The 22,488-nt window shown below is 68.3% G+C and carries 16 protein-coding genes and 1 pseudogene; 12 read left to right on the forward strand and 5 right to left on the reverse strand.

The window, feature by feature from the left end; genetic code table 11:
• Positions 1-221 (reverse strand): annotated as a pseudogene (locus AC1DYI_RS07185) (Crp/Fnr family transcriptional regulator); the annotation flags it as partial.
• 191 nt (positions 222-412) lie between these two features.
• Between AC1DYI_RS07185 and AC1DYI_RS07190 the strand changes: the two are divergent.
• The 4 genes from AC1DYI_RS07190 (at position 413) to AC1DYI_RS07205 (ending at position 9,683) form a co-directional block, all read left to right on the forward strand.
• The gene (locus tag AC1DYI_RS07190; RefSeq protein ID WP_477203400.1) at positions 413-664 is read left to right on the forward strand and encodes a hypothetical protein; all 252 of its coding nucleotides are present in this window, start codon (positions 413-415) and stop codon (positions 662-664) included.
• Positions 661-903, forward strand: a complete 243-nt coding sequence (locus AC1DYI_RS07195) for a hypothetical protein (protein ID WP_477203401.1) — start codon at positions 661-663, stop codon at positions 901-903. Before AC1DYI_RS07190 ends, AC1DYI_RS07195 begins: the two co-directional genes overlap by 4 nt.
• Positions 904-914: 11 nt before the next feature.
• Positions 915-9,245 (forward strand): glycoside hydrolase family 94 protein, encoded by an 8,331-nt coding sequence (locus tag AC1DYI_RS07200; protein ID WP_477203402.1) that lies wholly within the window; start codon positions 915-917, stop codon positions 9,243-9,245.
• 123 nt (positions 9,246-9,368) lie between these two features.
• The gene (locus AC1DYI_RS07205; protein WP_477203414.1) at positions 9,369-9,683 is read left to right on the forward strand and encodes a BON domain-containing protein; all 315 of its coding nucleotides are present in this window, start codon (positions 9,369-9,371) and stop codon (positions 9,681-9,683) included.
• A 93-nt stretch (positions 9,684-9,776) separates the two neighbouring features.
• On the opposite strand, the gene AC1DYI_RS07210 is transcribed toward AC1DYI_RS07205, so the two are convergent.
• A complete protein-coding gene (locus AC1DYI_RS07210) occupies positions 9,777-10,736 on the reverse strand; it encodes a poly(ethylene terephthalate) hydrolase family protein (protein ID WP_477203403.1) in 960 nt (319 codons plus the stop codon).
• A gap of 38 nt (positions 10,737-10,774) precedes the next feature.
• Positions 10,775-11,011 (reverse strand): hypothetical protein, encoded by a 237-nt coding sequence (locus tag AC1DYI_RS07215; protein ID WP_477203404.1) that lies wholly within the window; start codon positions 11,009-11,011, stop codon positions 10,775-10,777.
• On the opposite strand from AC1DYI_RS07215, the gene AC1DYI_RS07220 reads away from it, so the two are divergent.
• The 8 genes from AC1DYI_RS07220 to AC1DYI_RS07255 all read left to right on the forward strand — a co-directional run bounded on the left by AC1DYI_RS07220 (position 11,004) and on the right by AC1DYI_RS07255 (position 21,275).
• Complete coding sequence (locus AC1DYI_RS07220) at positions 11,004-13,349, forward strand: bifunctional salicylyl-CoA 5-hydroxylase/oxidoreductase (protein WP_477203405.1); 2,346 nt, start codon at positions 11,004-11,006, stop codon at positions 13,347-13,349. The genes AC1DYI_RS07215 and AC1DYI_RS07220 overlap by 8 nt on opposite strands.
• Positions 13,346-14,089 carry an SDR family NAD(P)-dependent oxidoreductase gene (locus AC1DYI_RS07225; RefSeq protein WP_477203406.1) on the forward strand — a complete coding sequence of 248 codons (744 nt, stop codon included), beginning with the start codon at positions 13,346-13,348 and terminating at the stop codon, positions 14,087-14,089. Before AC1DYI_RS07220 ends, AC1DYI_RS07225 begins: the two co-directional genes overlap by 4 nt.
• A 50-nt stretch (positions 14,090-14,139) precedes the next feature.
• Positions 14,140-14,610 carry a MarR family winged helix-turn-helix transcriptional regulator gene (locus AC1DYI_RS07230; RefSeq protein ID WP_477203415.1) on the forward strand — a complete coding sequence of 157 codons (471 nt, stop codon included), beginning with the start codon at positions 14,140-14,142 and terminating at the stop codon, positions 14,608-14,610.
• Entirely contained in the window at positions 14,607-15,467 is an 861-nt protein-coding gene (locus tag AC1DYI_RS07235) for an enoyl-CoA hydratase family protein (RefSeq protein ID WP_477203407.1), read from the forward strand. Before AC1DYI_RS07230 ends, AC1DYI_RS07235 begins: the two co-directional genes overlap by 4 nt.
• Positions 15,468-15,469: 2 nt before the next feature.
• Entirely contained in the window at positions 15,470-16,630 is a 1,161-nt protein-coding gene (locus tag AC1DYI_RS07240) for an acyl-CoA dehydrogenase family protein (protein WP_477203408.1), read from the forward strand.
• 396 nt (positions 16,631-17,026) lie between these two features.
• Complete coding sequence (locus AC1DYI_RS07245) at positions 17,027-19,525, forward strand: collagenase (RefSeq protein WP_477203409.1); 2,499 nt, start codon at positions 17,027-17,029, stop codon at positions 19,523-19,525.
• A gap of 191 nt (positions 19,526-19,716) precedes the next feature.
• Positions 19,717-20,601, forward strand: coding sequence for a helix-turn-helix transcriptional regulator (locus tag AC1DYI_RS07250; RefSeq protein WP_477203410.1), 885 nt, complete (start codon positions 19,717-19,719; stop codon positions 20,599-20,601).
• Between the two features lie 32 nt (positions 20,602-20,633).
• Positions 20,634-21,275, forward strand: a complete 642-nt coding sequence (locus AC1DYI_RS07255; RefSeq protein WP_477203411.1) for a glutathione S-transferase family protein — start codon at positions 20,634-20,636, stop codon at positions 21,273-21,275.
• 42 nt (positions 21,276-21,317) lie between these two features.
• Here the strand turns inward: AC1DYI_RS07255 and AC1DYI_RS07260 are convergent, their stop codons facing one another.
• Both AC1DYI_RS07260 and AC1DYI_RS07265 read right to left on the reverse strand, forming a co-directional pair.
• Complete coding sequence (locus AC1DYI_RS07260; RefSeq protein WP_477203412.1) at positions 21,318-22,085, reverse strand: peptidase associated/transthyretin-like domain-containing protein; 768 nt, start codon at positions 22,083-22,085, stop codon at positions 21,318-21,320.
• 145 nt (positions 22,086-22,230) lie between these two features.
• The coding region (locus tag AC1DYI_RS07265) for a cation transporter dimerization domain-containing protein (protein ID WP_477203413.1) at positions 22,231-22,488 on the reverse strand (258 nt) is incomplete at its 5' end.

A 22,488-nucleotide genomic window follows, 5' to 3' on the forward strand; every position in this document is an offset into this window, starting at 1 on the left:
ACCACGGCAATCTCCGCCGACGCGCCGTCTTCCATCACATACAGCAGCGACACGATGGCCGTGGTGGGGAAGTACACATGGCTCAGCTCCCGGCCGGACTCGTATATCACCTGACCGAGCGGCAGGTCGGCCCATTCCAGCTGTGGCAGCCAGCGCTGCCATTCGGCTTCGGGCAGCGCGGCCAGCAGCTGGTTCCGACGGGGATCGTTCTGTGCGTTCATGAGGGTCCGGTCGGTGAAACAGCGGTGGGGCACTCGCCACCGGGCGGACCGGCGGCACAGGCCGAATGTAGGAAATTCAGCGTACTCCATATGTTCGGCAACGAACAGACCGGCGCGCCAGTTAGCGCTAGCTTGTGCGGCGTGACCACAGGCGCCCCTCGGACGCCAGCACAAGAGCTTGAAGGAGAGGCATGGGTTTGTTGTCCCTTGAACACAGCAAGGCGGCCTATCGGGCCGACTTGGCGTTGCATGGCGCGGCCGTGGCCGGCCTGGCGGGCTGGACGGCGATCGAATATGCAATGCACCGCTTCGTGCTGCACGGCATGCCGCCTTTTCGCGCCTGGCACGCCTTGCACCACGCGCGCCCCAGCGCACGCATCGGCGCACCGACCTTGCTCAGTGGCTCGCTGATCGTCGGGGCCCTGCCGAGGACATCGCCATGAGCCCGCTGCCCGTGGCCGAGCCGGCATGGTCGACCTCGTCGTTCGGTGATGCGCCCGGTGCCTCGACCGCCGAGTTGTCGGCGCTGCGCGATCACACGCTGCACTGCCGCGGCGCGCACGTCGGGCTGTTCGTGCTGCAGTGTGGTGCCGAGGCGATGACGGGTTTCGTCGCGGCGCGCCAGGTGACGACACTGGCGATCGTGGCTGCACTGGTCGGTGTCGCGTGGTGGTGGGCCTGAGGCCCCGCAGCGTGGACCGCCAATGGCACCTCATTTCCCCCGCGCTTCAACGATTGGTGCCGCGGGCCTCGCCGGCACTGTGCCGCCTGCTGGACGCTCGACACGGTTCGCTGGAACCGCCGGTGCGCTCCGAGATCTTCGGCCCGCACCGGTTTGCCCAGCACGGCCGCAGCCTGGCCCAGACGCACTGCGCCGAACGGGCGGGCTGGCGTTCGGRCACCTTCTTTCCGCGCCTGCGCAGCAACATCCAGACGTTGCGCGAGGCGCATGGCTACATCGCCACCCAGGCCGCGACCGGCCACGACGTGAGCCCGGCGGCCGAATGGCTGCTGGACAACTTCCACCTGATCGAGGCGCAGCTGAAGGAGATCCACGAAGGGCTGCCGCGCAGCTACTTCCGCTCGCTGCCGGTACTGCAAGCAGAGCCGCTGGCCGGGCTGCCGCGTGTCTATGGTGTGGCCTGGGCCTTCGTCGCCCACACCGACGGCGGCTTCGACGAAGACCTGCTGGTGCAGTTTCTCGGCGCCTACCTCGAAGCGCGTGAGCTGAACCTGAGCGAGATGTGGGCACTGCCGACGACCTTGCGCGTGGTGCTGATCGAGAACCTGCGCCGCCTGGCTGAGCGTGTGGCGACGCAGACGGCCGCGCGCGAGGTGGCCAACCTGTGCTGTGACCGCCCGCTGACCCACCCGTTGCCGGTGCTCGAAAAGCTGCGCGATTTGCTCGACCGGCGTGGCGTGGGGCTGGAGTTCGTGGCCCAGGTGGCATTGCGTGTGCACGATGACACCAGCCTGCCGGAGCCGGCCTTGAAGGCCTGGCTGGCGCAAGCGCTGCCGGACCCGGCCGCCGCCCGCACGCGCCAAAGYGCCGGCCAGACGGCCGACAACCTGAGCGTGAGCAATGCGGTGAAGTCGMTGCGCGCGATCGGTGACGCCGACTGGCCCGACCTGATCGCCCGCACCAGCACGTTGATGCGCCTGATGCTGGGCTCGCCGGTGTTCGAAGCCGAGCTGGTCGCCACCCGTGACCAGACCCTGCACGGCATCGAGCGCTTGGCGCTTCGCAGCGGCCGCAGCGAGCGGGCCGTCGGYGAGGCGCTGCTCGGCCTGATGCACGGTGCCGATGCGCGTGAAGGCCCCACCAACGCTGCCCGCTATTGGCTGCGCGGGGCCGGCTTGCCGACGCTGGTGCATGCGCTGGGAATGAACGAACGCGCGACACGGCGCTGGCAGAGCGTGATGCGCTATGCGGCCTGGCCGGTCTACGGCAGCGCGCTGCTGCTCAGCAGCCTGGCTGGCGTGGCCTGGTTGTTGTGGCGGCACACCGACGCGCTGGCGACCATGCCGGGCYGGTGGATCGCGCTGGTCGCCGTGCTGATGCTGCTGCCCGTCTCCGAGACCGTGGTGGCGGTGATCAACCGGCTGATCAGCGAATCGGTGCGGCCGCGGCACCGGCCCCGCCTGGCGCTGGCCGGTGGCATCCCGCCCGAGCACCGGGTGATGGTGGTGGTGCCGGCGATGTTGACCGATGCAGCGTCGATTCGTGGCCTGGCGCGCCGCCTGCTCTTGCACCACTTGGCCAACCCAGAGCGTTACGCGCAGTTCGCGTTGCTCAGCGATGGCCTCGACGCTGAAACCGCGCAACTCACCGGTGATGCGGCGCTGCTGGCCTGCGCGGTCGAACAGATCGGTTTGCTCAACGCCAGCCACCCGGCCGAAGCGGACGCGCCGCCGCGCTTCATCGTGCTGCACCGCGAGCGCCTGCACAGCGACAGCGAGCAACGCTGGATCGGTTGGGAGCGCAAGCGCGGCAAGCTCGAGCAACTGATCGCGGCTTTGGCCGAAGGGTCGTCGACGGCCTTCATGGACCTGGGCGAGGCCTCGCGCATCGCACCCGATACGCGCTACATCGTCACGCTCGACAGCGACACCCAGTTGCCGCCCGGCCGCTTGCGTGACCTGGTCGGCGTGGCCGCACATCCATACAACCAGCCGCGGCTGGACGTTAGTGGCCGGCGCGTGATCGGCGGCTACGGCATCCTGCAGCCGCGCATCGTCACGCCCTTGCCCAAGCGCGGCGAAGCGACGCTGTTCCACTGGTTGTTCTCGGGCCAATGCGGCATCGACCCCTACAGCGCCGCCACCTCCGAGGTCTACCAGGACCTGTTCGCCGAAGGCAGCTTCAGCGGCAAGGGCTTGCTCAACGTGCAGGCGATGCACGCGGTACTCGGTGGGCGCCTGCCGGAGGGCCGCGTGTTGAGCCACGACCTGCTCGAAGGCTCGATCGCCCGCTGCGCTGCGGTGACCGACATCACGGTGATCGAGGAGGCGCCGTTCCACGCCGATGTGGCGGCTTCGCGGGTGCATCGCTGGGCACGCGGCGACTGGCAGCTGCTGCCCTTCCTGTTCCAGCCGTCGCGTTACCCGCTGAAGGCGATCAACCGCTGGAAGATGTTCGACAACCTGCGCCGCTCGCTCGTCGCACCGGCTTCGTTGGGCTTGTTGCTGCTGGCCCTGGGTGGCGCCGGGGTGCCGCCGTGGCTGGCCCTCGCGCTGGTGCTGGCCGCCTATTCGGCAGGGCCGCTGATGGGCGCTGCTGCCGGGTTCTCGCCGCGGCGCGACGACGTGGCACGCCTGCACTTCTTCGCCCACGCCGGCATCGAGCTGGGGCGCGCGTTGTGCGGCAGCGCCTGGCACCTGGCCTTGCTGCCGGCGCAGGCCGCGGGGAGCCTGGATGCGATGGTGCGTGCGCTCTGGCGGATGGGTGTCAGCCACCGTCTGCTGCTGCAGTGGACGACGGCGTCGTCGGTCCAGGCGGCGCTGCGCGGCGGTTTCCGCGCCACCGTACGCCGGCATGCCGGCGAGACCGTGCTGGCGATCGGGCTGCTCGGCGCCCTGCTGGCGGTGGGCACACCGCACCCGTGGCTGGCGGCGGCGCTGTGCGCGCTTTGGGCCGCCGCACCGGTCTGGGTCTGGTGGGGCAGCCGACCCCGGGCACAGCGCGCCGAGATCCCCTTGTCGTCGGCCGACCGGACCTACCTGGAGGGTGTCGCGCGTGACACCTGGCGCTTGTTCGAACGCTGCGTCGGCCCTGACGACAGGCACCTGCCGCCGGACAACCTCCAGACCTTGCCGCATGACATGGTGGCGCACCGCACCTCGCCGACCAACATCGGCCTGTACCTGCTGAGCGCGGCCTGCGCGCGCCAGTTTGGCTGGATCACCATGCCCGATCTGTTGGCGCGGCTGGAGGCCACGCTGGCCACGCTGCTGACGCTGCAGCGCCACCGCGGCCACTTCCTGAACTGGTACGACACGCAGACCGGCGCGCCACTGCTGCCGATGTACCTGTCGACAGTCGACAGCGGCAACCTCTGMGGTCACCTGCTCGCCGTGGCCGAGGCCTGCCGCGAGTTCGCTGGTGAGCCTGGTGCCGAAGCCGACGCAGCCCGGCTTCAGAGCGTGGCCACCGACTTCGAGGCCCTGGCCTGGGCGCCTGATTTCGGTTTTCTCTACCATCGCCGCCGCCACCTGTTCCACATCGGCTACCGGGTGACCGAGCAGGAGCTCGACGCTGGTTTCTACGACCTGCTGGCCTCGGAATCGCGCCTGACCAGCCTGCTGGCGATTGCCAAGGGCGATGTGCCGGAGAGCCATTGGGTCGCGCTTGGTCGGCCGTTCTTTGCCGTGCGCGTCACGGCGGGCCTGCGCTCGTGGTCGGGCTCGATGTTCGAGTACCTGATGCCCAGCCTGGTGCTCGACGAACCACCTGGCAGCGTGCTGCACGACGCCTGCCGCGCCGCGTTGCACGAGCAGGTTCGTTTCGGCCGGGCCCATGCGGCCCCCTGGGGCATCTCGGAGTCGGCCTACGCCGGGCGTGACCACACGCTGGCCTACCAGTACGCGCCGCAGGGCGTGCCGCGACTTGCACTGCGCCGCACGCCGCCCGATGAACTGGTGGTGGCCCCGTACGCCACGGCGCTGGCGGCACAGATCGACCCGCCCCGCGCACGACGCAATTTCGAAGTGCTCGAATGGCTCGGTGCGCGAGGGGTCTATGGCTTCATCGACGCGCTCGACTTCACACCGGCCCGCCGCGCGGGCGTCGAGCCCTTCGCACCGGTGGCGACCTTCATGGCGCACCACCAGGGCATGAGCATCGTAGCGCTGGCCAATGTGCTGCTGGGTGGCGTGGTGCAGCGCTGGGGCATGGCCCATCCGCGCATCGAGGCGGTGGCCTCGCTGCTGCACGAGCGCGCGCCGCGTGAGGTGTCGCGCCTGCTCGCCCCACCGCCGGGCCCGCCGCCACTCGCGGCAGAGCGCCGCGCCCCGGGCCTGCTGCGCGAGGTGCTGCCGGGCGCCGCAGCGCTCGAGCCGACCCATGTGCTGTCGAACGGCCGCTACAGCGTGACGCTGCGCGCCAACGGTGCCGGCAGCAGCCGCTGGGGCGCGGCCGGCATCACCCGCACCCGCGACGACGCGTTGCGCGACGCCTGCGGCAGCTTCTTCTACCTGCGCTGGGACCGGCAACCGCAACCGGTGTCGATCACCCAGCACCCGGCGCCCGACGCGGCGGCGCAGTACCGCAGCGTCTACCACGCCGACCGCGTCTGCTTCGACGCGTTGTGGCCTGATGTGCAGGCGCATTGCACCGTCTGGGTCAGCCCCGAAGACGACATCGAGTTCCGCCAGATCGAGCTGCAGAACCTCGGCGAGCGCAGCCTCGAGATCGAGCTGATGTCGGCCTTCGAGATCACGCTCGCAGACCCGCGCGCCGACGAGGCCCACCCGGCGTTTTCCAACCTCTTCGTGCGGGCCACCTGGCAGCCCACGCACCAGGCGCTGCTGTTCGAGCGCCGGCCCCGCCTGGCCGGCGAGCCGGCGCTGCACGCGGCGCACTTCCTGGCCGACAGCGACCCGCAGGTGGTGGGCCTGCGCCTGCAGACCGACCGCCAGCGCTGGCTCGGCCGCAACCRCGCGCCCAGCCGGCCCTTGGCTTCGTTCGACCCACTGCCACCGACACCGCCAGCCGGCAGCGACCCTAAGGGCATCACGCTCGACACCGGCCTCGACCCGGTCTGCGCGTTGGCRGTGCAGCTGCGCATCCCGCCCCGCGGCAAGGCGCTGCTGACCTTTGCCACCGCGGCGTCCGACAACCACGCCACCTTGCAAGCGGTGATCGACAAGTACCGCCAGCCCAGCCATGTGCAGCGTGCTTCATTGATGTCGGCCACGCTGACGGGCATCCGCTTGCGGGCCCTGCGCATGGGTGCGGTGGACTTCGCCATCGTGCAGTCGCTGACGACGGCGTTGGTGCTGACGCTGGCCCGCCCGTCGGCTCGGGTCGTGCCGGTGGACGGCGTGCGGGCCGAGGCCTGCGACAGGCGCCTGCTGTGGCGCTTCGGCATCTCGGGCGACCGCCCGATCGTGCTGGTGTCGGCCGGCGTGATCCAGGGCCTGGGCTTGCTGCGTTCGCTGGCGCAGGCGCTGCGCCTGTGGTCCTGGGGTGGCGTGGCCTGCGATCTGGTGGTGGTGAGCGCCGAACCCGCCTCGTACCAGATGGCGCTGCAGCATGAGATGGCCGCGCTGCGTGACCATCACGCGGCCGAAGAGGCGGCGCGGCACGGCCCGGCGCTGACGGGGCTGCACGTGCTGCACGCCGATGAAATGTCGGCCGACGAGCTGAGCACCTTGCAAGTGCTGGCGCGTGTGCGGCTGCAGGCCGATGGCCGGCCGCTGGCCCACCACGTGACCGAATGGGTCGAGCGCCACGAGCAGGCCTTCGAGCGGCGCCATGCGACCTCGACTCAGGCCGTGCGCCTGGCCTCGGGGGCTGGCAACGCGGCGCCGCTGCGGACCGGCGATTTCGTGCCCGACTCGGGCGAGTTCCGCTTCGAGGTCGGCGCCGGCAGCCGCCCGGCACGGCCGTGGGTCAACGTGCTCGCCAACCCGTCGTTCGGCTGCCAGGTTTCCGAGGCCGGTGGCGGCTACACCTGGGCCGTCAACAGCCGCCTGAACCAGCTCACCGCCTGGTCGAACGACCCGGTGGCAGACACCCCGTCGGAATGGTTCCTGCTGCAGGACCGTGACACGCGAGAGGTGTGGAATGTGGCGCCCTCGGCCTGGGGCGACGCGGGCGAGGGCTACCGCATCGAACATGGCCAGGGCCACAGCCGCATCAGCCACCAGCGCGGCGAGCTGGCGGTGAGCGCCTCGTGGTGCGTCGATGCCGACCACGCGGTCAAGCATGTGCGCATCGTGGTGAAGAACCTCGGCCAGCAGACGCGTGACCTGCGGCTGGTCGGCATCGCCGAATGGATGATGGGCGCGAACCGGGCCGATCGCGGCACGGTGCACACCAGTCTGCTGCGCCAGCGCCTGCCAACGCAGAAGCTGACGGCCTTGTTGTGCACCCAGCATGAGCGTTCGGCCGGCTTCGGCATGGGCACCGCCTTCCTCGGCGCGGCCGGGCCGGCCGACGAGGTGGAAGACTGGAGCTGCGACCGGCGCGAGTGCTTCGATGCCCGCGGGCGCCTGGTGCTGCCCGATCACTTCGGCCGCCGCAGCGGTGTCGGGCTCGACCCGTGTGCCGCGCTGTCGTTGCAGCTCAGCGTGCCACCGGGCGAGTCGGCCGAGCGGGTGTTTCTGCTCGGTTATGCCGACAACCCGGCGGCAGCGCGCCAACTCGCGACGCTGGCCGCCGCGCAGGACGCGGGGCAGCGTGTGACCCAGGCCCGCGAGAACTGGGACCGGTTGCTTGGCGCCACCACCGTCCGCACACCGGACCCGCTGTTCGACGCGATGGTCAACCGCTGGCTGCTCTACCAGGCGGTGGCCTGCCGCATGTGGGCCAAGGCCGGTTTCTACCAGGCCGGCGGCGCCACCGGCTACCGCGATCAGTTGCAAGACGCGATGGCGCTCGCCTGGGCCGCGCCCGAGCGGCTGCGTGCGCAGATCGTGCTGGCCGCGTCGCGTCAGTTCGCCGAGGGCGACGTGCAGCACTGGTGGCACGCGCCGACAGGTGTTGGCGTGCGAACGCACTTCTCAGACGACTTGCTGTGGCTGGCACACGCCTGCGTGCACTACCTGCGCACGACAGGCGACACGGCGCTGCTCGACGAGCGGGTGCCTTTCCTCGAAGGTGCGGCCGTTCCCGAAGGCGCCGAAGACGTCTACGAGACGCCCACCGTGAGCACCGAAGACGCGACCGTCTACGAGCATGCGGCGCGCGCGATCGACCACAGCCTGCGTGTTGGTGTGCATGGCCTGCCACTGATGGGCAGCGGCGACTGGAACGACGGCATGAACCGCGTCGGCCATGAAGGCCGCGGTGAATCGGTCTGGCTGGGCTGGTTCCTCTGCCGCCTGGTGGCCGACTTCGCGCCGCTGGCGCATGCGCGGGGCGACGTGCCACGTGCGCGGCGCTGGGAACAGGTCGCGCAGTGCTGGCGCTCGGCTTTGCTCGGCCCGGCGTGGGACGGGCAGTGGTTCAAGCGCGCCTTCTTCGATGGGGGCCAGCCGCTGGGCTCACAGGCCAACCCCGAGGCCCGCATCGACCTGATCGCGCAGGCCTGGGCGGTGCTGTCGGGTGTCGCGCCGCTGGACCTGAAGCGGCGCGCGATGGCGGCTGTCGAGGTACTGTTGGTCGACCCCGAGGCCGGCCTGATCCGCCTGCTCGACCCGCCACTCGTGCACGCGGTGCCCAGCGCCGGCTACATCCAGGCCTACCCGCCCGGCGTGCGCGAGAACGGCGGCCAGTATTCGCACGCCGGTGTGTGGGCGCTGATGGCCCACGCCGAACTGGCCAAGGTGCTGCCTGGCACCAACGACACCGCCTACCGCGACTTCACCTGGCTGAGCCCCGCGCACCGCGCCGCCCACCCGGTGCATGGCCTGGCCTATGGGATCGAGCCGTACGCGATGGCGGGCGACGTCTACAGCCAGCCGCCGCATGTCGGCCGTGGTGGTTGGAGCTGGTACACCGGCGCGGCGGCCTGGATGCACCGTGCCGCGATCGAGGCCATCTTCGGTCTGCAGCAAGGCGCGCGCACGCTGAGTTTCATGCCCTGCCTGCCGTCGCACTGGGACCTGGCCGAGTTGACGCTGCGGCGCGATGCGCTGGTCCTGCGCTTCATCTTCGTGCGGGCCACAGCGCCCACCGCACTCGCGGCCGCCGCCGCCGCGATGCCGCCGCCCACTGGCGCGCCGATGCGCCTGCTGCGGCGCGGCGAAGAGCTGGCCTGGGCCGAGGTCGGCAGCGATGCCTGCTTCGTCGTCCCGTTGCTGGGTGGGGTGAGGCCCCAGGCGGCACCCGGCGCCTTGACCGTAACGGCGGAGTTGTAGGTGGCCGCCCACAACCGGGGCCGGAACTGTCTGATGGACGCGCGCGCCCGCCGGCCGCATTCTGCGTTGCGGCGCATCGCAAACGCCGTTGAGTCAATCGCCCGCAACGAAAGAGAGACCTCCATGAACATCCGCACACCGCTCGCCACCACGTTGGCCGCACTCACCCTCGTCATCGCTTCCGGTTGTGCCGTCACGCGCGGCCAGGAATCGGTCGGCGCCTATGTCGACGACGCCGCGATCACGACAGCAGTCAAGACCCGCTTCGTCGACAACCACGCGGTCGACGCCGCCAGCATTCACATCGAAACGCTCAACGGCACGGTGATGCTGTCCGGCTTCGCGAAGGACGCCACCGAAAAGTCGACTGCCGAACAGCTGGCCTGGAAGGTCCACGGCGTCAAGGCCGTGAAGAACGAAATCGCGATCCGTCCATGACGAGCTCGCCCCGCGATCAAGCCTCGTTCTGATCGCGTGTCGTCTCGACAGAGCCGGGCCTTGTGCCCGGCTTTCTTGCGTGCCCGAAGCGGCTCAGGGGGCGATGTTGCTCGTCTGGTGGCGCCAGTTCTTGGGCTGCGAGAAGATCTCGCCGGTGCCGTCGACGAACACGGCGTGCGCCTTGGCGTTGCCCTTGAGCTGGTCCATCATCCAGGCGGTCGGGTAGCCCAGAAACCCGTAGACGCCATTGGTGCACAACAGGCCCACCGGCCCGCAATCGGGCTGGCCCAGCATGTCGTTGTGGCTGGTGCCGCGCAGCGTGGCCCAGAACTTCGGCAGCTGATCGGGCGTGGCGCGGTAGTAGGCCGAGTTCGACTGCAGGCCCTTGGCCCCATTGGCCTGGTACGACGGTGAGATCACGCCGTCCAGGCTGCCGTTCAGGAAGAACACCGAGCCCGAGGTCAGCTGACCCGTGTCGGTGCAGTTCTCGTCGCTGCTGCAGTACTTCTGCGCCGGCAGCGCCATCGCGATCGCGGTGCGGATGCTGCCGCTTGAATCACGCATGGCGTTGATCACGCCGGTGGCTCCTTGCGAGTGGCCCATCGCGCCGATGTGCGTGGTGTCCAGATGGCCGAAGAAGGGGCTGGCCGGGCGGGTGTTCTCCTGCACCATGAAATTCGCCGCTTCGCGGATCTCGGTGCCGACACCAGTGTTCGGCTGTCGCGTGGCGACGATCGCAAAACCCCAGCTCGCCAGATGGCGCAGCAGGTAGTCGTAGTACTGCGGCGCGGCGCCGGTGCCGTTGCCGAAGGTGATGATCGGCAGCGGCTTGTCGAGCTGGCCGAGGTCGCTCGGGGCATAGACGTCGAAGGCGTAGCCGGCCGAATCGCAGCAGCCGAACTCGGGATAGTGGCTGACCTCGTACGGCCCGTTTTCGTAGTAGTGCTTCTCGATCTGGCCAGTGGGCGCGTTTGGCACTTTGGCGACGGCGGCCAGCGGCAGGGCCGAGGCGGCTAACGCGAGAAGAGTACGGAGCAACGATGCAGTGGTCATGGCAGCGGTGAAGTCAGTCGAAAGGGGCGCCGATCGTGTCACGGCCTGCCCGCCAGGGTACTGAAAGCCACCACGCCGTGGTTGCTTTCGGCGGCGAAAAAGCGACGGCGCTGCGAATCTTCGTAGCGATCGGGCTCCCGCAGGAAGCCTGGTCCGGCCCGGCCGGGGTCACCGACCCACCAGGATTCTGTGGCTTTTGGCCATTGGTTGACACTTAAATGGTTCACAATTAAAGTAATTTCGAATCCCTTGGTCCAGGTGGCCTGCATGAACATCGTCTGCATCGGCGGCGGCCCCGCCGGCTTGTACTTTGCGCTGCTGATGAAGCAGCAGAACCCCGCGCACGACATCACCGTCGTCGAGCGCAACCGGCCCTATGACACCTTTGGCTGGGGCGTGGTGTTCTCCGACCAGACGATGGAGCACATGCGCCAGTGGGACCCGGTGACGGCCGACCAGATCGAGCAGTCGTTTGCCCACTGGGACGACATCGAGCTGCACATCAAGGGTCGGGTGATCCGCTCGGGCGGCCACGGCTTCGTCGGCATCGGCCGCAAGAAGCTGCTGAACATCCTGCAGGCGCGCTGCGAACAGCTGGGCGTCAAGCTGGTGTTCGAGACCGAGGCCGAGTCGGACGCCGACTACCCCGACGCCGATCTGGTCATCGCCAGCGACGGCATCAATTCGCGCGTGCGCACCAAGCACGCGGCCGTCTTCAAGCCCGACATCGTCACGCGGCCAAACCGCTTCATCTGGCTTGGCACCAAGCGCCTGTACGACGCCTTCACCTTCCTGTTCGAAAAGACCGAACACGGCTGGTTCCAGGCCCACATCTACAAGTTCGACGACACGACCAGCACCTTCATCGTCGAATGCCCGGAGCATGTCTGGAAGGCCCATGGGCTGGACCAGGCCGATGCCGACGAATCGGTCGCGTTCTGCGAGAAGCTGTTTGCCGACAACCTGCGCGGCGAGAAGCTGATGACCAACGCGCGCCACCTGCGCGGCTCGGCGTGGCTGAACTTCCAGCGCATCACCTGCCAGCAGTGGTCGCTGTTCAACGGCCGCAGCCACGTGGTGCTGATGGGCGATGCGGTGCACACCGCGCACTTCGCGATCGGCTCGGGTACCAAGCTGGCGCTCGAAGACGCGATCGAGTTGACCAAGCAGTTCCGCGACCACGGCAACCACACCGAGGTGGGATCTGAAGAGATCGCCGACGTGCTGCGCAACTACCAGGCCGAGCGCCGCATCGACGTGCTGAAGCTGCAGAACGCAGCCTGGAACGCGATGGAGTGGTTCGAGAACTGCGGCGAGCGCTACTGCGACCAGCTGGAGCCCGAGCAGTTCATGTACTCGATGCTGACGCGCAGCCAGCGCATCAGCCATGAGAACCTGCGCCTGCGCGACAAGGGCTGGCTCGAAGGCTACGAGCGTTGGATTGCAGCCCGCGCCGGGCTGGCAGAGCCGGCCGACCAACACGCCGTGCCTCCGATGTTCACGCCGTACACGGTGCGTGGCGTGACGCTGAAGAACCGCGTCGTCGTTTCGCCGATGGCGCAGTACTCCGCCGTCGACGGCATCCCCGGCGATTACCACCTGGTGCACCTGGGCTCACGCGCACTCGGCGGCGCCGGCCTGGTGTTCGCCGAGATGACCTGCCCGAGCCCCGATGCGCGCATCACGCCGGCTTGCCCGGGGCTGTGGAACGACGCGCAGCGCGACGCGTGGAAGCGCATCGTCGACTTCGTGCACCAGCATTCGGACGCAAAGATCGCCCTGCAGCTGGGCCATGCGGGGCCGAAGGGCTCGACCAACGAGCCGTGGGTCGGCACCGGCGCCGACAAGCCATTGGCGCAAGGCAACTGGCCCTTGGTGGCTGCGTCGGCGGTTCCCTATGAGCGAGGCGTGACCGATCTGCCGCGCGCCATGAGCCGCGCCGACATGGAGCGCATCCGTGATGACTTCGTCGCCGCCACGCGCCGCGCGGCCGAGGCCGGTTTCGACTGGCTTGAGCTGCACTGCGCGCACGGCTACCTGCTGTCGGCCTTCATCTCGCCGCTGACGAACAAGCGCGATGACGAGTACGGCGGTGTGCTGGCCAACCGGCTGCGCTGGCCGCTCGAAGTGTTCGCCGCGATGCGCGCGGCCTGGCCGCAAGACAAGCCGATGTCGGTGCGCATTTCGGCGCACGATTGGGTCGAAGGCGGCATCACGCCGGACGATGCGGTCGAGATCGCGAAGGCCTTCAAGGCCGCCGGCGCCGACCTGATCGACTGCTCGTCGGGCCAGGTCAGCCCGGACCAGAAGCCGGTCTACGGCCGCATGTACCAGACACCGTTCGCCGACCGGGTGCGCAACGAGGCCGGCATCGCGACGATCGCCGTCGGTGCGATCAGCGAGGCCGACCACGTCAACTCGATCATCGCGGCTGGCCGCGCTGACCTGTGCGCCGTCGCGCGTCCGCACCTGGCCAACCCGGCCTGGACGCTGCAGGAGGCCGCGAAAATCGGCTACACCGCGCTCGACTGGCCGGTGCAGTACCGCTCGGGCAAGTCGCAGATGGAGACCTTGATCCAGCGCGAACGCGCGGCAGCCAAAGGCAACGCATGAAGCACGCCTTCATCACCGGCGCCAGCCGTGGCATCGGTGCCGCGATCGCCCATGCGCTGTACAGCGACGGTTGGACATTGACACTGACCGGTCGTGAAGCACCCATCTTGCTGGCCGCCGAGCTGCACGCGTTCGCGGTGGCGATGGACCAGACCGATGCCGACTCGGTGGCGGCTGCGTTCGACGCCGCCCGTGCTGCCCACGGCCCGCTGACCGCGTTGGTCAACAACGCCGGTGCGGTCGAGACGGCGCCGTTCGCCAAGACTTCGCCGGCGCAATGGCAGCGCATGCTCGATGTCAACCTGACCGGCCCGTTCCTGTGCTGTCAGGCCGCACTGGCCGACCTGAAGGCGGCGGGCGGCGAGGGCCGCATCGTCAACGTTGCCAGCACTGCTGCACTCAAAGGTTATGCCTACGTGTCGGCCTATGTCGCCGCCAAGCACGGCCTGCTGGGGCTGACGCGCACGCTGGCGCTGGAACTCGCCAAGGACGGCGTCACTGTCAACGCCGTCTGCCCCGGCTACACCGAGACCGACATCGTGCGCGAAGGCATCGCCAAGGTCGTTGCGAAGACCGGTCGCAGCGAGGCCGAGGCGCGCGCCGGCTTCACGCAGACCAACCCGCAGGGCCGCCTGGTGCAGCCCGACGAAGTGGCGGCCACGGTGCGCTGGTTGTGCTCGGCGGCCGCCGGCTCGGTCAACGGCCAGGCGATCGCCGTCTGCGGTGGGGAGACGATGTGAAGAAGGCCGCTGTTCCTCTGGCCCGTCTGCTCGACGACGACCAGATCGGCATGGAGGCCCGTGCCGGTGACGCCGATCACCAGGCGCTGAAGGTCTGGCTGCGGCTGCTGGCCTGCACGACGCAGATCGAGACCGAGATCCGCCGCCGGCTGCGCAAGGAATTCAGCATGACCTTGGCGCGCTTTGACTACCTCGCGCAGCTGCATCGCCACCCCGAAGGGCTGCGCATGAGCGCCTTGTCGCGCTACCTGATGGTGACCGGCGGCAACGTGACCGCGCTGACCGACGACCTTGAAGGCGAAGGGCTGGTGCTGCGCGAGACCGATACCGAAGACCGGCGCTCGTTCAAGGTCGCGCTGACGCCCGCGGGCCGCAAGGCCTTCGAGAAGGTCGCCCAGGTGCATGAAGGCTGGGTCGTCGAGCTGCTTGCCGGCCTGGGTATCGACCAGAAACACGAACTGCATGAACTGCTGGGCAAGTTGCGGGTGCACTTGTCCCAAGCCCCTCAGGAGAGTACATGACCGAATCCGTTGAACGTGTCGACCCGGCACTCGCCGCTGGCAATCGCACCACGCTGGCCGGCTACGCGGCCCAGCACTTCGGCTGGCAGGTGCACGAGGGCGTGGCCACCATCACGCTGAACCGGCCTGAACGCAAGAACCCGCTGACCTTCGACAGCTATGCCGAGCTGCGTGACCTGTTCGCGAAGCTGCGTTTCGCGACCGACGTGCATGTGGTGGTGCTGCAAGGCGCGGGCGAAAACTTCTGCTCCGGCGGCGACGTGCACGAGATCATCGGCCCGCTGATCCGGCTGAAGGCGCCCGAGCTGCTGATGTTCACCCGCATGACCGGTGAGCTGGTCAAGACGATGCGTAGCTGCCCGCAGCCCATCATCGCGGCGATCGACGGTGTCTGTGCTGGTGCCGGCGCGATCATGGCGATGGCGTCGGACCTGCGTGTGGGCACCGCGCGTTCGAAGACGGCGTTCCTGTTCAACCGCGTCGGCCTGGCCGGCTGCGACATGGGCGCCTGCGCGATGCTGCCGCGCATCATCGGCCAAGGCCGCGCGAGTGACTTGCTCTACACCGGCCGCTCGTTGCCGGGGGACGAGGCGCTGGCCTGGGGCTTCTTCAACCGCCTGGTCGCGCCCGAGGCACTGGCCGGCGAAGCGCAGGCCTGGGCCGCGCAGATTGCCGCCGGGCCCACGTTCGCCAACGGCATCACCAAGACCATGCTGCACCAGGAGTGGAGCATGACGATCGAGCAGGCGATCGAGGCCGAGGCGCAGGCGCAGGCCTTGTGCATGCTGACCGAGGACTTCGGCCGCGCCTACCGCGCCTTCGTCGCGAAGCAGAAACCCGTCTTCGAGGGCAATTGACGATGGCCACCGACCGCACCGACTGGCCGTTCTTCGACGCGCCGCACCGCGAGTTCGCTTCAGCGCTCGACGTCTGGGCGCAAGACACCGTGCGTGATGTGCATGGCGACCACGATCTGGACGCGACCTGCCGTCAGCTTGTGAAGCAGCTGGGCGATGCAGGTTGGCTGAAGCATGCGGTGGCTGGGCGCGAGTTCGGCGGGGCGGGCGAAACGATCGACACCCGCACGATCTGCCTCGCCCGCGAAACGCTGGCGCGCCATAGCGGCCTGGCCGATTTCGCGTTCGCGATGCAAGGGCTGGGCTCGGGCGCGATTTCGCTGGCCGGCACGGCTGAGCAAAAGGCGCGTTGGTTGCCGAAGGTGGCGGCTGGCGAGGCGCTCGCGGCGTTCGCGTTGTCCGAGCCCGAGGCCGGCTCTGACGTGGCGGCGATGCAATGCGCGGCGCGCATCGAGGGCGACACGGCGATCCTCGACGGTGAGAAGACCTGGATCTCGAACGGCGGCATCGGCGATGTCTATGTGGTGTTCTGCCGCAGCGGCGAAGCGCCGGGTTCGCGTGGCATCTCGGCCTTCGTCGTCGAAGCCGGCACGCCGGGCTTCGAGATTGCCGAACGCATCGATGTGATCGCGCCGCACCCGCTGGCGCGGCTGCGCTTCACGAATTGCCGCGTGCCGTTGAGCCACCGCATCGGCGCGGCCGGCGAAGGCTTCAAGGTCGCGATGCGCACGCTCGACGTGTTCCGCACCAGCGTCGCCGCCGCAGCGTTGGGCTTTGGCCGCCGCGCAATGGACGAGGGCCTGGCCCGCGCCCGCTCGCGCTCGATGTTCGGTGGCGTGCTGGGCGACTTCCAGCTGACGCAAGCCAAGCTGGCTGAGATGGCGACCACGCTCGACGCCGCTGCACTGCTGGTCTACCGTGCCGCGTGGCAGCGTGACCAGGGCCACAACGTGACCCGCGAGGCCGCGATGGCCAAGATGTTCGCGACCGAAGGCGCGCAGCAGGTGATCGACGCCGCAGTGCAGCTGTGGGGTGGGCTGGGTGTGCGCAGCGGCGAGACGGTGGAGCGCCTTTACCGCGAGATCCGCGCGCTGCGTATCTACGAAGGCGCGACCGAAGTCCAGCAGTTGATCATCGGCCGCGACGTGCTGAAGAACGGCTGATGACTGGACCGCCGGGAGGCGGTCTTTACCCGTAGAGTTGACGCTTCTTGACGATTCGCGGTGAGGGGCTGCGCCTGCGCCCCGGAGGGAACAGATTACCCCCGTTCGGGTGCGAATGTGCGCGGTTCTGGGGGCCTCATTCGAAGCAATCTGCAGCCCGGGCGCTCGCATGATCGCGCCGCGGAACACCACAAAAGGCGGCTGGCGGTTCACCCACTGACCTGCCAACCCCGGTGAACCTGCGGCCCGTATCCACAAGATCGAGCGGCCGCTGGAATGAAGAGACCGCCGGCCAGCCATCCACCCGGCTGCGTCGACTGAACGCGTGCATGGTGCCTGCCGGCCACCTCGGTGGCTCGTCGGCGCCTGCCGCCCACCACCATAAGAGGAGACATCATGACTTCACCCCAACGATGGGTCTGGTCGGTCGTGGCCGCTGCGGCCATGACCGGTGCATCGACCCTCGCGCTGGCTACCGCCGGCGCGACCCATGCCTCGGCCGTCGAGGCCGCGCGCTGGCAACAGCAGCAACAAAGCCTGCTGCCCGCCGACCCGGGCATGCCGCGCGTCGGCGAGCACCTGGGCAGGGTCGGCATCGCGCCGGCGCTGCTGCCGCTGCGCCGTGCGGACGACTTCGTGCCGCATCGCCTGGCCATCGGTGAAACGCCAAACGCCGGCTCGATGCCGCTGTCGCCCCGCGCCAAGGCCGCGCGGAAGCTGCAGAGCTCGACGCGCTTCGCCCGCACTGATGGGCAACTGGCCGGCGCGAGCTGCAGCGGCACCGACTTCGTCGGCAAGACCGGCTCGGGCCTGATCAGCTTCATCGACGCCGCCGACCTGACGAGCTGCATGTACAGCCTGTACTACGGCAACGTCGACCAATACCGCACGGTGTTCACCGACGCGAACATCATCACCGTCTCGAACGAGCTGAAGGCACGTGCGGTGAACTACCAAGGCAACGACAGCAATCACTCGATGAACCTGTTGTCGTTCCTGCGCACCGCGGGCTACTGGAGCTTCATGAGCACCGCCGGCGACCCGTGGAACAACATCCCGCCGGGCAGCCCGGCGATGATGAGCGCGGCGCTCGCGTCGCTGATGCAGATCATTGCGTCGCCGCACTTCTACGACAAGACCGAAGACAACGGCATGTTCGCCAGTGAGGTCTACAAGACCACGCCGTCGGGCTGGGCGCTGCCGTTTGCGCCGTCGGCCAAGAAGTGGGTCGACCAGGTCACGCCCGGCACGCCGGGGATCGGCTACTGGACCAACGAGACCATCATGGGGGCGATGGGGGTCTTCTACTACGGCCCGTACCAGTCCGACTATGTCAGCGCGGTGCAGAACGACGTCAGCTACGCCAAGAGCTTCGACGCCTTCCTGACGCGCAACATGGCGATGATCGGCACCGACGACAGCTACCACCAGGCCAACGCGATGGGTGAGCTGATCCGCTTCGTGCAGTTCACGCCGCAAAGCACCCAGGTGCGCAACATGGCGACGGCGCAGATGCCGCACTTCCCGGTCTCGCAGGACACGACGATCGACGTCTGGATGCGTGCTTCGAGCATGGTCGACCAGTACGACATCGCCAATTGCTCTGCCTACGGCACCTGCAACGGGCAGGCCACGGTGGCTGCACTGAAGCTGCCGATCCGCTATGCCTGCGGCACGCAGTACGTGATCCGTTCGGAGGCGATGACCTCATCGCAGCTGTCGTCGACCTGCGACTCGGTGACCCAGGAATCGAAGTACTTCCATGGCCTGGTCGGCACCAGCAAGGGCAAGCCTGTCGCCAACGACAAGAACAAGACACTCGAGCTGGTGGTCTTCGACAACTACAGCGAGTACGCGCGCTTCTCGGGCTTCCTGTTCGGCAATGGCACCAACAACGGTGGCATCTACCTTGAAGGTGATCCGTCGGCACCGGGCAACCAGGCGCGTTTCATCGCCTACCGAGCCGACTGGCTGGCGGACTTCCAGATCTGGAACCTGAACCACGAGTTCGCGCACTACCTCGACGGCCGCTACGACATGTGGGGTGGCTTCGGCGACTACCCGCTGACGGTGGGCGGTGGCGATCAGTCGTCGGTCTGGTGGATCGAAGGCTTTGCCGAGTACATGTCGTACAGCTTCCGTCGCCAGTACTACGCCGATGCGACCTCGCGTGCGCAGACTGCGCCGCTGGCCTTGAGCGAAGTGATGCGCAACACCTACGACAGTGGCCAGACGCGCGTCTACAACTGGGGCTACCTGGCCGCGCGCTACATCATGGAGCGCCAACCCCAGGAGCAGAAGACCTACCTGCCGATGATGCGCGTGGGCAACTACGACGGCTACAGCAGCTATGTCACCAACCTGGGCACCTCGCTCGACGCCAACTTCGCCAGCTGGCTGGACAAGTGCATCAGCGGGGGCGACACCACCTCGGCCGCCTGCGTCAGCAAGGGCGAAGGCACCAAGCCGCTGCTCGACCCGTCGGCGATCGGCGCCTGCAACCTGGGCAGCCCCTCCGCGCTCGCCAACGGCTGCTCGAAGGCGCTGACCAACATCGGCGCGCAGTCGTTCTACCTGCGCATGACCGACTGGCCGAACGCGTTCTTCAAGCTGAGCCAAGTCAGCGGCGGCGTGGATGTCTACGCCAAGGCGGGCGGCTGGCCGACCGCGTCGGACTACGACGTCAAGGCCAAGAGCACCGGCAAGGACGTGATGCTGAAACTGCCGTCCGACGGTTCGGGCTGGTCCTATGTGATGGCGGTGCCGCGCACCGGCTTCACGAAGGCAACGCTGCGTGGCATGTACAGCAAGTTGCCTTTCCCCGACGGTTCGCTGGCTGACCTGCAGTGCGTCAGCGATATGCCTACTGTGCTGGCGACCCACTGCCCGCACTGACAAAACTCGTGCTGGGTTTGGCCCGGAAGGTGCGTGAGCGCCCTCCGGGCTTTTTTCATGGGGCCGGCCGCCGCCGTCCCGGTGCCGCTGTGCAACTCGATCGGCGCGGCACCAAAAGCGACTGGCGCGGCACCGAATGAAATGGGCTCGCTCACTAGACTGAAGGCCGTTCTCAACTGCCGAGCCCGGACATGCAAGCCATCCCGAACATGCGCACCAGCCCACTGCCGGACGGCGCCGCGCTGGCCCGTGAGCTGCATGCCAGGCCCGGTGTGGGCATCGCTGCCCATGTGCTGCAAGGCCGTGGCCTCGAAATACTTCGCATGCGAGTGGACCAACCGGCGCTGATCCTGGTCGACAGAGGCATCAAGGCCGTCCGCGCAGAGCGAGGCGCTGCTGTTCGGGCTGTACCCGGGCAAGGCATCGTCCTCGGTGGCAACCAGACCGTCGACTTCACGAACTCCGTGCCCGATGGCACCCACTACGAGGCACGCTGGCTGCTCTTCGACACGGCGTTGCTCGACGATCCCTACTACCTGAGCAGCGCCGCGCAGGTCGAGCCCTCTGATCGGAGCCCGACATCGGTGCGCCTGCTCGCGCGGGCCCAGCCGGGCCTGGCCGACGCCTTCGAAAGAGCCCGGCAGGCGTTGGCGTCTGCAGCAGGCATCCCGGACTCCATCGCGCGCCAGCGCCTGCTCGAAGTGATGCACTGGCTGCTCGAAGCCGGCATCGTGCTGCGCAGCCCGCCGGTCAGTCCGGGCGTGTCGGTCAGGGTTCGTGCGCTGATCGCCGGACGCCTGGACTGTGCCTGGACAGCCGATCGCGTTGCCAGTGAACTGGCGCTGTCCGAAGCGACATTGCGGCGCCGACTGGCCGCCGAGGGCAGTTCGCTGACGCAGCTGCTGGTCGACGCACGGATGGCCACCGCGCTGACGCTGCTGCAAGCGACGACGCAGCCGGTGTCCGACATCGCGTGCTCGGTCGGGTATGCATCGGCCTCACGTTTTGCTGTTCGATTTCGCCAGCGCTTCGGCTTTGCGCCGACGGCCGTTCGCGGCCATGAGCGCACCCACTGAAGCCCACCGTCACACACCGCCACAAGGACCCCATGCTCAGAATCCACCACCTTGGCCATTCGCAATCTGAGCGCATCGTCTGGCTCTGCGAAGAGGTGGGGCTTGCTTACGAGCTGCGGCACTACACGCGTGATGCCGTCACCTTGCTCTCACCACCCGAGCTGAAGGCGCTGCATCCGCTGGGTGCGGCGCCGGTGATCGAAGATGGTGATCTGCTGCTGGCCGAGTCGGCCGCGATCGTCGACTACCTCATCGACAAGCATGGTGGTGGTCGATTGAAGCTCCGCCCTGAGCACCCGGACTATGCGGCCTTCGTCTACTGGTTCCATTTCTCCAATGGCAACCTGCAGCCCGGGATCGTGCGTCTGCTGTTCCTGAACCGCGTGAAACTGCCCGAGGACCACCCCGTGCCGCTGGCCTTGCAGGGGCGGCTAGACCGGATCTTGGCGCACGTGGAAGCGCGGCTCGGCGAAGCCCTCTACCTCGCCGGCAGCGAGCTCACCGCGGCCGACATCATGAGCGTGTTCTCGCTCACCACGATGCGGCTGTTTCAGCCGATCGACCTCGCGCCGTACCCGAACATCCAGGCGTACCTGCAACGTATCGGTGAGCGGCCTGCCTATCGGCGCGCGATGGCCAAGAGCGACCCGGATCTGACGCCGATGCTGGACTGAGCCCGGCAGGTCAGCGGCCCGTCGGGGCCGCCCCATGGGACGTCAGGCCGCCACGCCGACCATCAGCTTAGCTGAATAACCCAGATCGACCGAGCCCTTCATCTTGGCCATCTGCAGCGACACGCCGTCGCTGAACACGCCGTCGTGCGCGAAGTCGGGCACCGAGGTGTTCTGGCCACGTGCCGAGTACAGGGGCGACGCGTAGACCGTCTTGGTCACCGACTGCGGGAAGGCCAGCTGCGAGGTCGCCGTGGCGGTGCCGCCGGTGTCCGCGTTCAGGAAGACCTGGAAGTGCACGTGCGTGATGCGGCCCGAGTACCAGCCCGGGTAGATCATGTCGAAGTGCACGGCGCCCTTGACGTTGCTGATCTGGATGCCGCGCATGAAGGTCTGGCCGCGGGTGTCGTGGCCGGGCTGCTGGTAGCCGGAGTAGACGCCGTCCTTGTCGGTGCACCAGATGTAGACCGCGGCGTTGCTGATCGGCGCGCAGGCCTTGTTCACATTGACCAGCTTCAGCGTCAGCGTCAGCGGCACACCGGGGCGGCCTTCGGTCACGTCGCGACGCATCATGTCATCGTCGTCCAGCACGCTGGCCAGCGGGTACGGGCCGGCGGTTTCTTTCGGGATCAGCGCGCAGCTGCGGGCCGCCGAATAGTCGAAGGCGTCGTACTGCTCGGCCCAGATCGACTCGGCCTGGGCCGGGCCGGCCAGCCCCATCAAGGGCACGGCGGACAAGGCCCCAAGAGTCCCCAGTGCCTCGCGGCGGCCGGGCAATTGGGGGGCATCGGAACGGTCGGAATCGTCGGACATGGTCTCCTCCTGGCTAAAGGCTGTCGGAGAGCGCAGTCTTGTTGCGCCTCGTTGCTGGACCGTGAACGCTAACGCGCAAACCTGACATCACGGGTGACCGGCCGCATCAGGTTGTGACGCGGCGTGAGTGCGCCAGCGGTGGCCTTCAGTGGTGGTGTCCGTGCGAATGGCCATGTCCGCGATGCGGGTCAGGCCCGGGCGGCCCACCGGCGCTGCCCGCATGCAGCCGGCAGGCATGGGCCACGGTGCCGCGCTCCAGCTGCAGCGTGCTGTGGTGGATGGCGAAGTGCGCTTCGAGCTCGTTGGCCACCTCGTCGATGAAGGCATCGCCTGGCGGGCCGTCGGGCGTCACCAGGTGCACCGTCAGCGCCGTCTCGGTCGTCGACAGGGCCCAGATGTGCAG

The sequence above is a fragment of the Ideonella sp. P3_A4 genome (assembly GCF_056403075.1).

What these genes read in the sequence shown, in the direction of transcription:
- AC1DYI_RS07220 (WP_477203405.1), top strand. Translation starts at nt 11,004, where the DNA reads ATGAACATCGTCTGCATCGGCGGCGGCCCCGCCGGCTTGTACTTTGCG.
- AC1DYI_RS07195 (WP_477203401.1), top strand. Translation starts at nt 661, where the DNA reads ATGAGCCCGCTGCCCGTGGCCGAGCCGGCATGGTCGACCTCGTCGTTC.
- AC1DYI_RS07240 (WP_477203408.1), top strand. Translation starts at nt 15,470, where the DNA reads ATGGCCACCGACCGCACCGACTGGCCGTTCTTCGACGCGCCGCACCGC.
- AC1DYI_RS07250 (WP_477203410.1), top strand. Translation starts at nt 19,717, where the DNA reads ATGCAAGCCATCCCGAACATGCGCACCAGCCCACTGCCGGACGGCGCC.
- AC1DYI_RS07230 (WP_477203415.1), top strand. Translation starts at nt 14,140, where the DNA reads ATGGAGGCCCGTGCCGGTGACGCCGATCACCAGGCGCTGAAGGTCTGG.
- AC1DYI_RS07255 (WP_477203411.1), top strand. Translation starts at nt 20,634, where the DNA reads ATGCTCAGAATCCACCACCTTGGCCATTCGCAATCTGAGCGCATCGTC.
- AC1DYI_RS07190 (WP_477203400.1), top strand. Translation starts at nt 413, where the DNA reads ATGGGTTTGTTGTCCCTTGAACACAGCAAGGCGGCCTATCGGGCCGAC.
- AC1DYI_RS07205 (WP_477203414.1), top strand. Translation starts at nt 9,369, where the DNA reads ATGAACATCCGCACACCGCTCGCCACCACGTTGGCCGCACTCACCCTC.
- AC1DYI_RS07215 (WP_477203404.1), bottom strand. Translation starts at nt 11,011, where the DNA reads ATGTTCATGCAGGCCACCTGGACCAAGGGATTCGAAATTACTTTAATT.
- AC1DYI_RS07210 (WP_477203403.1), bottom strand. Translation starts at nt 10,736, where the DNA reads ATGACCACTGCATCGTTGCTCCGTACTCTTCTCGCGTTAGCCGCCTCG.
- AC1DYI_RS07245 (WP_477203409.1), top strand. Translation starts at nt 17,027, where the DNA reads ATGACTTCACCCCAACGATGGGTCTGGTCGGTCGTGGCCGCTGCGGCC.
- AC1DYI_RS07260 (WP_477203412.1), bottom strand. Translation starts at nt 22,085, where the DNA reads ATGTCCGACGATTCCGACCGTTCCGATGCCCCCCAATTGCCCGGCCGC.
- AC1DYI_RS07235 (WP_477203407.1), top strand. Translation starts at nt 14,607, where the DNA reads ATGACCGAATCCGTTGAACGTGTCGACCCGGCACTCGCCGCTGGCAAT.
- AC1DYI_RS07225 (WP_477203406.1), top strand. Translation starts at nt 13,346, where the DNA reads ATGAAGCACGCCTTCATCACCGGCGCCAGCCGTGGCATCGGTGCCGCG.